Here is a 12,691-nt window from a genome sequence, read left to right as displayed (position 1 = left end):
TGACTTCGGCTGTGACTTCGGCTGTGACTTCGGCTGTGACTTCGGCCGTGACTTCGATCGGTGGTCCGGGGTGGTGGGCGTAGCCTCTGGCGGATGACTCCCGAAGACCTCATTGCCCACTACGGGCTGGAGCCCATACCGCGCGAAGGCGGCCGTTTCCGTCAGACCTGGGCGGGGCCCGAGCGGGTCGACGGGCGGCCGGAGGGGACCGCGATCGTCGCCCTGCTCACCACCGAACCCGGCGATTACTCCGCGCTGCACAGGCTGCCCGGCGACGAGATCTGGCACTTCCACCTCGGCGATCCGCTGCGGATGCTGCTCCTCGCCCCGGACGGGTCCTCGCGGGTCGTCGTCCTCGGGCCGGACGTGCTCAACGGGCAACACGTGCAGTACGTCGTGCCCGCGGGGACCTGGATGGGGGCGAGGGTGCTGCGCGCCGGCGGTGGCGAGGACGGTGGCTCGGGCTGGACGTTGTTCGGGTGCACCATGGCGCCGGGATTCACGTTCGAGGGGTACGAGCACGGGGACGCCGCCGAGCTGGCGCGGCTGTACCCGGACCGGGCCGCCGAAGTAGGGGTGCTGGGGCGGGCGTAGCCCCGGGGATGCTTGGTGGGCAGGGTGGGCAGGGTGGGCAGGGTGGGCAGGGTGAGCAGGGTGGGCCGGTGCGGATCGCGTTGAACGCGGCGTTCGTGCCGTCCGTACCTGTTCGAGGAGTCCGAGAGCCGGCGACCGTGGATCCGGAGCACTACGTGGACCGAGGCAGCTACAGCTACCCAGTCGAGGACAGGGCCATGGACAGGGTTATGGACAGGGCCATGGACAAGGTCGGGAACAGCGGTAGAAGTAGAGACAGGGACAGAGGCACGAGGCGACATGGCGGAACCGGTGGACTCGGACGCCGGACCGCCGGTGGCCGGGGCCGAGGGGTTCAGCGCCTGGTGCTGCTGGGCACCGTGCTGGTCCTGTTCCTCCTCGGCGGGGCGGGTACCGCGTCCGCGCACGCCGCTCTCAAAGGAAGCGACCCCGTCGACGGAAGCGTCCTCGACGCCGCCCCCCGGGACATCACCCTCCGCTTCACCGAGTCGGTAAGCCTCCTGGAGGACTCCATCCGCGTCCTCGACCCGGAGAACCGGGCCGTCGACACGGGCAAGCCGGGGCGCGCGGGCGGCCGGGCCGACACGGCCAGCGTCACGCTGCCCACCGGCCTCGACGACGGCACGTACACGATCGCCTGGCGCGTGGTCTCGGCCGACAGCCACCCCATCTCGGGTGCCCTGCTCTTCTCGATCGGCGAGCCCTCCGCGACCGCCGCGGTCCTCCCCGCCGACCTCACCGAGGACCCGCTCACCTCCTCCCTCTACGACATCACCCGCTACTTCGCGTACGGCGCCCTCGCCCTGCTCATCGGCGTGACCTTCTTCCTGGCGGTCGTGCTCGGGGGCCCGAGCGAGGTGCTGCGCAAGCTGCTCATGGCGGGTTGGCTGGCGCTGCTGCTGGCCTCGGCTGTTCTGCTGCTGCTCCGCGGACCGTACGAGCGGGGCACCGGCGTCGGAGCAGCCCTCGACCTCTCCGTCCTGCGCGACACCATGGTGAGTCGGCCGGGCCTCGCCCTGCTGGCCCGGCTGGCGCTGCTCGCGGTGGCGGCCTTCCTCCTGGTCCGCGTACGTGGGCAAGGACAACAGGGAGAGCAGGGGCGGGAGCAGTGGGGGAAGGGCGCGCTCGTCAGTGGGGCGCTGTTCTCCATCGGTCTCGCCGGCACCTGGGCGGTCGCCGAGCACGCCTCCGCCGGTATCCAGGTGCCGGTCGCGATGACCTCCTCGGTGCTGCACCTGCTCGCCATGGCCGTCTGGCTGGGCGGGCTGACCGCGCTGCTCACCGTGTTGTATCGGGCGCCGAACACCCTGTCGGCCGCCGTGGTAAACCGTTTCTCCCGGCTCGCCTTCGTCTCGGTGATCGTCCTCGTCGTCACCGGCGTCTACCAGTCCTGGCGCGGTCTCGGCTCCTGGTCCGCCTTCACTTCCACGGCGTACGGGGAGGTCCTCGTCGCCAAGCTGGTCGTGGTTCTGCTCCTGCTGGTGGCGGCGGCGTTCTCACGGCGCTGGACGGGACGACTGGGGGAGGCTTCGGCGGAGGCCGGTGCGGTGGATGAGGCTGCCGGTTCAGCAGAGGCTGCCGCTTCAGCAGAGGCGGTCGGGTCGGCCGAGGTCGTCGCGTCGACGACGGTCGTCGAGCCGGTGCAGGCTGCCTCGGTGCGGGCCGGCGAGTCGGTGCAGGCCGCCGACCGGGCCGAGGTCACCGCTCGGGCGACCGTGGCGGTGGCGGCGCGTGGGCCCGAGCGGGTCAGGGCCACCGACAGCGAGGCTTCGGATGGTGGCGCCGACGTGCCCTCCGGTGGCCTGGGCGACGCCGTCCAGGGCGGCAGGGAGCGCCCGGCCGCCGAGGACGCCTCGGCGGCCGATCCCCTGCGGCAGGGCCTCCGGCGTTCCGTGCTCGCGGAGTTCACTGTCGCGGTCGTCGTGCTGGTGATCACCACCGTGCTGACGGGAACCCTGCCGGGCCGGGCGGCGGCGGAGATCGCGAAGGAGAGCGCGGGCGCGGCGGCCGGTGGGGTCACGGCCTCCTCGACGACGATCCCGTTCGACGTCGGCACGCCGAACGGACACGGCAAGGTCCAGATCGACCTGGGTCCCGGGCGCGTGGGCAAGAACTCCGTGCAGGCCGTGGTCTTCGGCCCCGACGACGGCATCGCGACCGTCCCCGAACTGCGTCTCACCTTCACCCTGCGGGCCCAGAAGATTGGCCCGATCGACGCGAAGCTCACCGACCGCGGCGGCTACTGGGTCACCGACGACCTCCAGCTCCCCCTGCCCGGCAAGTGGACGATGAAGCTCACGGTCCGTACGACGGAGATCGACCAGGTCACCGTGGAGAAGTCGGTACGGGTGAGCTAGCCGGGCCGGGTCATCGGGCCGGCAGTCCGGCAGTCCGGCAGTCCGGCCGTCGGGCCGTCGGGCAGTTCGGCAGTCCGGTAGTTCGGCTGTCCGGCCGTCGGGTTGTCCGGCAGTCCGGTAGTTCGGCTGTCCGGCCGTCGGGTTGTCCGGCAGTCCGGTAGTTCGGCTGTCCGGTAGTTCGGCAGTCCGGCAGTCCGGCAGTCCGGCAGTCCGGCTGTCCACGGTCCAGGAGCAGGTTCCGACGAGTAGGTCACCCATGAATGAGGTGCCGGGCACCCGGAGTCGGCGTCCTGGCCCCCGCTCGGCGGGGGCTACTCGCTCCGCTCGTGCAGGGGCCCGCCGCAGAGCGACTTCGACGGGGTGCCGTCGACGCCGACGGGAGGCTCCCCGGCGACCATGACGCGGTGCATGATGCGCGGGAAGTCCAAGTGGGCGGTGTCGTTGGGGGCGAGGTGGACGGTGGCACGGTTGTCCCAGAGGGCCACGGAACCCGGCTCCCAGCGGAAGCGGACCGTGTACTCGGGGCGCGTGATCTGCTCGACGAACATCTCCATCAGGAGCCGGCTCTCGGCCCGGGTGACGTCGACGATGTTCTCGACGTAGTACGGGTTGACGTACAGGATGCGTTCGCCGGTCTCGGGATGGACGCGGACGACCGGGTGGACGGACGCGACCTGGTGGTCCTGGAGGTGGCGGAGGTACGGGTCGGGGCCGGAGCGGGCGAGATAGCCGACGCCGAGACGGTGTTCGGCGCGCAGCCCCTCGGCGAACCGGCGCACCGGCTCGGACAGGCCCGCGTAGGCGGTGGCGAGGTTGGCCCACGTGGTGTCGCCGCCGTACGGGGGCACGTGTTCGGCGCGTAGCAGGGTCAGGGCGGGCGGGTCGATGCGCGCGGTGTGGTCGGCGTGCCAGCCGCGGAGGGTGGAGTGGCGGCGGCGCTCCAGCCATTCGGCCTGGTCCATGCCGTGCTTGCGGCCCAGTTCCTGACGGTCGGCCGTCGTCTCGATCTCCGGGTGCCCGGCGGGTGACACCGAGCCCCGTGAACGCAGCCGGATCGGCTCGCCGAAGCGGCGCGCGAACGCGATCTGGCCGGTGTGGTCCAGCTTCTGCCCGCGGAAGAACACGACCTTCCAGCGGAGCAGCGCCGCGTGGATACCGGCGACGGTCCCGTCGTCGAGCGGGCCGGCGAGGTCCACACCGTGGATGTCGGCGCCGATGTACCCGGAGGCCGGGCGCACGTCGAGGCCGCCGGGGGGTCCCACTGCGTCGATGGTCGTCATCGCTCACCCTTCACCGTGTCGGTCACACCGGTTGTTCCGCCCCCGCCGCCCCTACCCGTTCCCTCCCCAGGGGCTGCGCCCCTTCAACCCCTCCTGCGCTCAGGCGCCGCGTCCTGGTCGTACTGCCCGGTGTCGTACCGCCTCCTGGCCCACCCCGGGCTGCGAAACTGCCAACGCACTGTACGCGGCAGGAAGTTGACGTCATGACCGACAAGCTCACCGTAAGTGTCCTGGGTACCGGCATCATGGGCGCCGCGATGGCCCGCAACCTCGTCCGCGCCGGTCATGCCGTACGGGCGTGGAACCGGACCCGGGAGAAGGCCGAGCCGCTCGCCGCGGACGGCGCACAGGTCGTCGACAGCCCGGCGGAGGCCGTGCGGGGTGCCGATGTGGTGCTGACGGTGCTGTACGACGGGGCCGCCGCCCTGGACGTGATGCGTGCGGCGGCGCCCGCGCTGAGCCGGGGCACGGCCTGGGTCCAGTCCACCACCGCCGGTGTCGAGGGTGTCGCCGAACTGGCCGCGTGGGCCGGCGAGCACGGGCTGGTCTTCTTCGACGCCCCGGTCCTCGGCACGCGGCAGCCCGCGGAGGCGGGGCAGTTGACCGTGCTGGCCGCGGGGCCGGTCGAGGGGCGGGGGACGGTGACCCCCGTCTTCGACGCCGTCGGCGCCCGTACCGTCTGGACCGGCGAGGACGGCGCGGCGGGTACCGCGACCCGGCTCAAGCTGGTGGCCAACTGCTGGGTGCTCGCCGCCACCAACGCGGCCGGGGAGGTTCTGGCCCTGTCCAAGGCCCTCGACGTCGACCCGCAGTCCTTCTTCGCGATCATCGAGGGCGGTCCGCTCGACATGGGCTACCTGCGCGCCAAGTCCGCGCTCATCCTCGACGGCCGCCTCTCGCCGGCCTCCTTCGCCGTCTCCACCGCCGCCAAGGACGCCCGCCTGATCGTCGAGGCCGGCCGGCGACACGGCGTACGCCTCGACGTCGCCGAGGCCGGCGCCGCTCGCCTCACCCGTGCCGCCGCCCAGGGCCACGCCGACGAGGACATGGCCGCCGCGTACTTCGCCAGCTTCGACGAGGACGCGGGCGATGTGGACGCGGGCGCACATGGGTGATGCGACCGCCCCGGCCGCTCGGACGGGTGCGCTCGGCGGGGCGGTCAAGGCGCGGAACATCGATGCGCCGACGCGACGTCCGACCGCGCCCCTCAGGCCCGGTCGGCCGCGTTCCGCTCGTCCAGCGCCTCGTGCGCTCCCGCCGGAGCCGACGGTGACGTGCCCCCCGCTCCGCCGGTGCCACCTGCGGTTCCCGCTCCCGGGTCGGCCGTCGCGGGGCGGCGGCGCAGGCGGCCGGTGAGCAGGACGGCCACCGGCTCGGTCCATCGCGCGGTCAGCGGGCCGGCGATGACCAGGATCAGGACGTATGCCGTGGCCAGCGGGCCGAGGGACGGTTCGATGCCGGCGGTGACGGCGAGGCCGGCGATGACGATGGAGAACTCGCCGCGGGCGACCAGCGTGCCGCCCGCCCGCCAGCGGCCCCTGACGGAGATGCCGGCCCGTCGCGCGGCCCAGTAGCCGGTGGCGATCTTCGTCAGGGCGGTGACGACGGCCAGGACGAGCGCGGGCAGCAGCACCGGCGGGATGCTGGCGGGGTCGGTGTGCAGGCCGAAGAAGACGAAGAACACGGCGGCGAACAGGTCCCGCAGCGGCGCCAGCAGACTGTGCGCGCCCTCGGCGACCTCACCCGACAGCGCGATGCCCACCAGGAACGCGCCCACCGCCGCCGACACCTGCAACTGCTGCGCGAGCCCGGCGACGACGAGCGTCACCCCCAGCACGACGAGCAGCAGCTTCTCGGGATCGTCGCTGGAGACGAAGCGGGAGATGTGCCGCCCGTAGCGCACCGCCACCAGCAGCACGACCCCGGCCGTACCGAGCGCGATGGCCAGGGTCGCGCTGCCCGCCGCCAGACCGACCCCGGCCAGCAGCGCGGTGACGATCGGCAGGTAGACGGCCATGGAGAGGTCTTCCAGGACCAGGATGCTCAGCACGACGGGTGTTTCGCGGTTGCCGAGCCGTCCCAGGTCGCCGAGGACCTTGGCGATGACGCCGGAGGAGGAGATCCAGGTGACGCCGGCGAGTACGACGGCGGCGACGGGTCCCCAGCCGAGCAGCAGTGCCATGGCGGCGCCGGGCAGGGCGTTGAGGGCGGCGTCGACGAGGCCGGCCGGGTACTGGGTCTTGAGGTTGGAGACGAGATCGCTCGCCGTGTACTCCAGCCCGAGCATGAGCAGCAGCAGGATCACGCCGATCTCGGCGCCGATCGCCACGAACTCCTCACTGGTCCCCAGCGGCAGCAGCCCGCCCTCCCCGAACGCCAGCCCGGCCAGCAGATACAGCGGTATCGGCGAGAGCCGGAACCGCCCGGCGAACCTCCCCAGCAGCCCCAGCCCGAGGATGATCGCGCCGAACTCGACCAGGAAGACGGCGGAGGAGTGCGTGGTGGACGACTGAGCGAGGAACTGCGCGGCTGACTGCCCGGCGGACTGGGCTGCGGCCTGAGCGGAGGCGTACACGAACCGCTCACTCCCGCCCGAGTATCGCCGCGGCCGCCTCCACACCCTCCCGGGTGCCGATCACGATGAGCGTGTCACCGCCGGCCAGCCGGAAGTCCGGCGTCGGCGACGGAATCGCCTCGGCCCGCCGCAGTACGGCCACGATGGACGCGCCCGTCTCGGTCCGCATCCGGGTGTCGCCCAGCACGCGCCCGTTCCAGTGGGACGTCGACGTCAGCTCGATCCGCTCCGCGACCAGCCCCAGCTCCGTGGTGGACAACAGGTTCGGGCTGTGGTGGTCCGGCGTCAACGCGTCGACGAGGGCGGTCGCCTCTCCCGTCGTCAGCCGCACCGACAGCGCACACGCGTCCGGATCGTCCTGCCGGTACGCGCTCAACGTGCGCGCACCGTCCCGATGGGCGACCACCGAGATCCGCCGCTGCTCCTTGGTCGTGAGGTCGTAACGGACCCCGATCCCCGGCAACGGCGTACTACTGAGGCGCGGAGCACCCACGGCTGGCCCCCTGTCTGATTCGGATATGTCATCGGACAACCGTCGGTGCCACCCTAACGAGACCCCGGAAACCGGCTGCCGGCCGTGAGGTCGGCACCCCGATGGAACAATCCCCCTTCAACCCCGGACCGGCCTCCCGACCCGCCACCCGGGATGACCGAAAGGAACCACCCTCATGATCCCAACGGGTGCCCCCACAACCCGTGCGGCGGACGCCTTCCCGGTGCGCGGAGCGGGCGCCCCGACAACGAGTGGACCGACTGCCTTCAGGGCCCGCGGCCCGGGCACCCCGACGACCGGCGGACCGGCTGCAGCGGATGCCCCCAGGGCCTGCGGCGCGGGTGTCCCCAGGGCCTGTGGCGTGGGTGTCCCCAGGGCCTGTGGCGTGGGTGCCCTCACGGCCTGTGGCGCGGGTGCCCTCACGGCCTGTGGCGCGGGTGTCCCCAGGGCCTGTGGCGCGGGTGCCTTCACGACCTGCGGCGCGGGTGCCCTCACGACCTGTGGCGTGGGTGCTCCCAGGGCCTGCGGCGTGGGTGCCCCCAGGGCCCGTGGCGTGGGTGCCTTCACGACCTGCGGCGCGGGTGCCCTCACGACCCGTGGCATGGGTGCCCCCAGGGCCTGCGGCGTGGATGCCCTCACGACCCGTGGCGTGGGTGTCCGCAAGCCCCAGGCCACGGTGATACCCGTTCCCTCCGTGGCAGAAGACCTCACGCCCCCCGGAGGCCCCGTTCCCGCCCGAGGGCCTGCGGCGCTCGGTGGCTTCACGCCCCCCGGAGCACTCACGGTGCCTGTAGGCCCCGCGACGTCTGTAGGCCCCGCGACGTCTGTAGGTCCCACGCCCTCCGGAGCCCACGCCCCCAAGACCCCCGGAGCGTGCCCGTGATCCAGTGGGTTTCCCTGGGGACCGGCCCCCGCCCCGTCCCCCAGCCTGTGGCAACCCCCTTGGTGTGGGCCACGGCCTTCGCGGGCGCCATGTCGTTGGTGGCCGTTCTCAACGCGCTGGTCGGCACGGACCGCCCCGGCCTGGCGCTGACCGCGCTGTCCCTGCTCGCCGCGTTCCTGGGCGTGCACGCCCGCTTCACCGCGGCCCCGGGTACGGCCGCCCTGTGCTGGCTCTTCCTCAACGGGTTCGCCATCCCACCCGCCGGCGTCCTGACCTGGACCAGTCCGCGCGACACCTTCTGGCTGGTCTGCCTCCTCACCGCGGCCCTCACCGGCACGACCCTCGCCCGCCTTCTCCAGGCCCGCGCCGCCTACCGCCGCCTCACCACGGCCCAGCCGCCCCCAACCACGCCCGAGCTGCCGGACTGGCCCCCGGCCCACTGATGAGCGGGGGCTGTCCCGCCCGGTCACGACGTGCGCGACCAGGGGCGGCGTCGCTGTCGCGCGTGCATGGCATGAAGCTGAGTGAGCGTGTGCAGCAAGCTGACAGGATTCGCCGCCCTGTCCGCGGCTTCCGTTGGCAGAGTGGGGAACACCGCGGGGGCACGACCGGCCCGGAACACGTGGGAACAGCAAACGGGGGAGTACGTCATGGGGTTCAAGGGATTCACTGCGTTCACCGGGTTCAAGAAGGCCGCCGTGGTGGCGGGTGCGGCGCTCGCGTTCGCGGTGGTGGGTGGCCAGGGGCCGGCACAGGCACAGGCACAGGCACAGGTTCAGGCACAGGTTCAGGCCGCGCAGTCGGGGGTGACTGCTCTGGGGGTCGTCGATTCCATCGCCGAGCGCGTCTGCGCGACTCCGCTGCCGGTGCGGCTGCCGCTCTGCGGCGAGCAGGGTGGCGACACCGGGAAGCCCGTCAACGGGTGGCAGATCGAGAAGCCGAAGGCGTAGCGACAGCGAGAACAGTCGACAGCAGTACAGCAGTACAGCAGTACAAAGGTCGGCAGTAGTCGACAGCAGTACAAAGGGGGGTGCCCCGGCGGTCAGACCGCCGGGGCACCCCCCTTTGTACTGCTGCTACTTACTGCTGCTGCTGCGCCCAGGGTCCTACCTCGGCTCACACCCAGCCGCGCTCCCGTGCAAGGAGCGCCGCGTGCGCCCTGCTGCTCGCGCCCAGGATGCGCAGTACGTCGGCGACATGACGGCGGTACGTCCGCACCGACACACCCAGCGAGCGTGCCCCCGATTCGTCCTTGCCGACGTGGCACATCGCTTCCAGGACCTGCTGTTCCATCTCCGAGAGCCCTCCGCCCTCCGCCCCCGCCCGCTCGTCGATGAGCACGGTGAGATCGGTGGCCTGGTCCCAGATCTTCTCGAACAGCGCGAGGATGTTCGCGACCAGCCCCGCCTCCCGGGCGAGCAGAGCCCCGCGCCGGGTGTCGGCCGGGTCGACCGGGACGAGCGCTGTGCGGCGGTCGTAGACGAGGAGCCGTTCCGCGATGGTGTCCGCGACCCGGATCTGCGCGCCGAGCGAGGTGAGGTCGCGCAGATAGCCGACGGTCGGCGGATGGTCCAGGGCTTCGCGCAGGACGACGTTGCGTATCCGTACCCCGCGCCGCAGACAGCGGGTGTCGAGCGGCCGGGCGTGCGCGATGTTCGCCGGAGTCAGCTCGGTGTACGGCTCGACCGAGAGGATCTCCTCGCGGGCGAAGAACGCCAGGTCGTCGATTCGGCCCCGGATCTGGCCGAGATCTTCCAGGCGCTCGATTCTCCCGGTGTCCGGCTGCTCCTTCACGCTTTGCTCGGCGCGCAGGCCGGCTATCAGGTGCCGGGACTGGGTGACCTGCTGAAGCTGCTGGTGGAGTTCACGCAGCCGCAGGTCGGTGAGCCGGTCCACGGCGATCTCGGGGTCGGCGGCGGACATCGCCCCGGGCCCGCCGTCCGTTCCGGTTCCGGTCCCTTCCGTCTCGTGCAGCAGGCCGAGCTCGGACAGGTGCTCCAGCGCGCTCCCGATCTCGTCCAACGGGACATGCAGCAGCAGCTGGATGTCCTCGGCGGTGGTGCCGGGGTTCCGTAGAAAGTGCCGGTAGATGCCCTCTTCCGTATCGGTGAGCCCGAGTACGGACAATTCCCCCATGGTGCCTCCGTACAGAACGCAATCGGTCGCCGGTCGCAAGTCGGCGCGCTGGTCAGGCGCGCAGGACGGCCTGAATCCGGCGGTGTGATCACAGTGAGGGTACCTGCAACAAGCTGCACGGTCACTGGCAGCAAGTAGCGCCCTGGAACTGCCCGATGACGTGCTCCGGTTTGGCATTGTTCTCTGTGTCGGAACGAACGAACGCCGACAGAAGAAAGAGAAACGCAGGACAAGCAGTACCTGCCGGCATCAACCAATTACGTCGCGAAATGGAGGACAGGGCATGACTTCTTATTCCGTACTCCTGCCCTTTCTCCCGCGCCGGCCGGAACAAATCCTTCCGTACGCCGGACTGGTGCACTGGAGCAACGCGAGCCGCCTCTGGCAGGGGCAGTCCGTGATGATCGAGCCGCACCAGGGATTCGTCGCGGCGGCGGGAGCGGGATTCCGCGTGCCGACCGGACTCGGCGTCACGCTCATGCCGCTCCGCCACCCGTACGAGGCCGCTCTCCAGGCCCGCTCGCTGGCGATGGCCACCGGGCAGCCGGTGATCGCCGGATTCGGGCCCGGCGGCCGGCAGTTGCAGCAGTCGCTGCTCGGCGAGGCGTACCGCAGTCCGCTCACGGCGGCGCGCGAGTACCTCTCGATCGTGCGCGGACTGCTGGCGGGCGAGACCGTCGACACCCGGGGCGAGTACTTCAGCTGCCGGGCCGAGATGCCTCGTTACCCGGTGCCGGGTGTGGAGATCGGGCTCGGTGTGCTGCGGCCCGGCATGGCGAAGCTCGCAGGTGAGGTTGCCGATGTCGCCGTGACCTGGCTGACTCCGGCGCACTACCTGCGGGACACCGTGCTCCCGGCGATGCGCGAGGGCGCGGCGAACGCGGTGAACGCCGTGAAAGCGGCGGACGCGGTGAACGCGGCGGACGGCAAGGGGGGCAGGGGGCGCAGAACCCCGAGGCTCACCGCCATCGTGCCGCTCGCCCTCGCCCGGCCCGACCGCGAACCCGCCGAACTGGCGCTCGCGAGCAACGCCGCCCATCTCCAGGGCGCCCACTACATCGACATGTTGCGCCGGTCCGGAACGGATGTTGCCGGTGACGACCCGGCGGCGAACGCCAAGGCGCTCGTCGACGGCGGGGCGTTCCTCAGCGGAGACCCGGACGAACTCGTCGGAAAACTGGGCGCGTTCCGCGAGGCAGGGGTGGACGAGGTCGTCCTGAACCTGACCGGCGTTTGTAATCTGTACGGCCCACAAGCGGCCCTGGACGAAACGAAGCGAATTCTGGCCGCCCTGGCCGCCTGACCGTGGGGGAAGACGAAACAATGGCTGATCTGAAAGAGCGGCTCATCCGCTGGGGGACTGGTACGGCCAGTGCCGGCACCACTACCGGTGAATTCTCGTACGACGGTGTGGAAACCGTCGTACTGGAAAACCGGGAGCACCTTACGGCGATGATGAATTCCGGTGTCGTCGGAACGGACACGCTGGTACTCGTGCCCGGTGTGCCCGGCGAGGACACGACGACGGACGGCCGCCGCATCGTCGGGTACGAAGGGTCGCTGGCCGGGGCCGGCGGCGAGTTCTCGCCAGGCGCGGGCTTCTACCTCCAGATCCAGGGCTACGGCATCAGCGAGTACATGTCCGTCGCCGGGCCGACCCTCGTCCGGATCGCCGACGACACGGACTTCGACGTCTTCCTCGCCGACGCCGACCGGGCCCTGCTCGACGGCACCTTCCCCGACTTCCTCACCCACCCCGCCATCCAGCTCGCCGACCTCCCCGGCCTCGGCGCCGACCGCACGCCGGCCGCCGGACCCCGGTACCGGCTGTACGTCGACGCGGACGGAGCCGTCTCCACCACGCCGGGCGGTACCCGCCTCGGTACGGCGGGCGACGGGCCCGAACTCCTCGACGCACAGTGGCAGCGGCTCAACAGCGGCGCACGGACAACATGCGCGGTGTGCCTGGGGACGGCTGTGGACCACGACCTTCGGCGTACCGAACTGGCCGCCCGGCCCTGGCTCGGGCGCTACCTGGCCGCCCTCGCCGCGATCCGGGCCCTGCGCGCCCGGGGTGTGGACGGCAGCATCCGGGTCTCCGGCTTCGGCGGGCGGATCACCGACGCGCTGGCCGCCGGCGCCGGCGCCGACGCCGACCTGCGGGACGCGGACGCGCCGCTCCTCCTGTGGACCGACCAGGACGTGTACGTCCACGCTCCTGCCCCCGGCAGGACCTTCAGTGTGGAACGGGCAGCCGCCACGCCGGTCGAGGCACTGCTGGCCTGCGGTTCGGCCGAGGCGGCGGCGGAGTTCGCCGATCCGGACCACACCGTACGCATCGAGCGGTTCCTCGCACGGGCCGGAGTGTGACCA

At 71.7% G+C, this 12,691-nt stretch carries 11 protein-coding genes; 7 read left to right on the top strand and 4 right to left on the bottom strand.

Annotated elements, in window-relative coordinates:
* The first annotated feature begins 93 nt into the window (after positions 1 to 93).
* Together OG858_RS22285 and OG858_RS22280 are read left to right on the top strand one after the other, a co-directional pair.
* The gene (locus tag OG858_RS22285) at positions 94 to 594 is read left to right on the top strand and encodes a cupin domain-containing protein (protein WP_327724405.1); all 501 of its coding nucleotides are present in this window, start codon (positions 94 to 96) and stop codon (positions 592 to 594) included.
* Between the two features lie 344 nt (positions 595 to 938).
* On the top strand, positions 939 to 2,951 hold the full coding sequence (locus OG858_RS22280) for a copper resistance CopC/CopD family protein (RefSeq protein WP_328544552.1): 2,013 nt from the start codon (positions 939 to 941) through the stop codon (positions 2,949 to 2,951).
* A gap of 311 nt (positions 2,952 to 3,262) precedes the next feature.
* Here OG858_RS22280 and OG858_RS22275 read toward each other — a convergent pair whose 3' ends face one another.
* Positions 3,263 to 4,231 carry a TauD/TfdA dioxygenase family protein gene (locus tag OG858_RS22275; RefSeq protein ID WP_319269957.1) on the bottom strand — a complete coding sequence of 323 codons (969 nt, stop codon included), beginning with the start codon at positions 4,229 to 4,231 and terminating at the stop codon, positions 3,263 to 3,265.
* Between the two features lie 203 nt (positions 4,232 to 4,434).
* Between OG858_RS22275 and OG858_RS22270 the strand changes: the two genes are divergently transcribed.
* Positions 4,435 to 5,346, top strand: coding sequence for an NAD(P)-dependent oxidoreductase (locus tag OG858_RS22270; protein WP_327744311.1), 912 nt, complete (start codon positions 4,435 to 4,437; stop codon positions 5,344 to 5,346).
* A 92-nt stretch (positions 5,347 to 5,438) separates the two neighbouring features.
* Here the strand turns inward: OG858_RS22270 and OG858_RS22265 are convergent, their stop codons facing one another.
* Together OG858_RS22265 and OG858_RS22260 are read right to left on the bottom strand one after the other, a co-directional pair.
* A complete protein-coding gene (locus tag OG858_RS22265; RefSeq protein WP_327745850.1) occupies positions 5,439 to 6,710 on the bottom strand; it encodes a cation:proton antiporter in 1,272 nt (423 codons plus the stop codon).
* Positions 6,711 to 6,813: 103 nt separating this feature from the next.
* On the bottom strand, positions 6,814 to 7,299 hold the full coding sequence (locus OG858_RS22260) for a cation:proton antiporter regulatory subunit (protein WP_179201341.1): 486 nt from the start codon (positions 7,297 to 7,299) through the stop codon (positions 6,814 to 6,816).
* A gap of 879 nt (positions 7,300 to 8,178) precedes the next feature.
* Between OG858_RS22260 and OG858_RS22255 the strand changes: the two genes are divergently transcribed.
* Complete coding sequence (locus OG858_RS22255) at positions 8,179 to 8,625, top strand: hypothetical protein (RefSeq protein ID WP_086751890.1); 447 nt, start codon at positions 8,179 to 8,181, stop codon at positions 8,623 to 8,625.
* A 207-nt stretch (positions 8,626 to 8,832) separates the two neighbouring features.
* Complete coding sequence (locus OG858_RS22250) at positions 8,833 to 9,132, top strand: hypothetical protein (protein WP_086751888.1); 300 nt, start codon at positions 8,833 to 8,835, stop codon at positions 9,130 to 9,132.
* Positions 9,133 to 9,298: 166 nt separating this feature from the next.
* On the opposite strand, the gene OG858_RS22245 is transcribed toward OG858_RS22250, so the two are convergent.
* A complete protein-coding gene (locus OG858_RS22245) occupies positions 9,299 to 10,318 on the bottom strand; it encodes a helix-turn-helix domain-containing protein (RefSeq protein WP_086751885.1) in 1,020 nt (339 codons plus the stop codon).
* Between the two features lie 283 nt (positions 10,319 to 10,601).
* On the opposite strand from OG858_RS22245, the gene OG858_RS22240 reads away from it, so the two are divergent.
* Both OG858_RS22240 and mpaB read left to right on the top strand, forming a co-directional pair.
* On the top strand, positions 10,602 to 11,621 hold the full coding sequence (locus OG858_RS22240) for an LLM class flavin-dependent oxidoreductase (protein ID WP_319068942.1): 1,020 nt from the start codon (positions 10,602 to 10,604) through the stop codon (positions 11,619 to 11,621).
* 20 nt (positions 11,622 to 11,641) lie between these two features.
* Positions 11,642 to 12,688: a daptide biosynthesis RiPP recognition protein gene (mpaB, locus tag OG858_RS22235; RefSeq protein ID WP_086751880.1), complete on the top strand. Its 1,047-nt coding sequence runs from the start codon at positions 11,642 to 11,644 to the stop codon at positions 12,686 to 12,688.
* Positions 12,689 to 12,691: the final 3 nt, after the last annotated feature.

This window comes from Streptomyces europaeiscabiei (assembly GCF_036346855.1).
Classification (GTDB): Bacteria; Actinomycetota; Actinomycetes; order Streptomycetales; family Streptomycetaceae; genus Streptomyces; species Streptomyces europaeiscabiei.
Note: the sequence above shows the minus strand (reverse complement) of the source record. Positions and strands in the feature narration are given on the sequence as shown.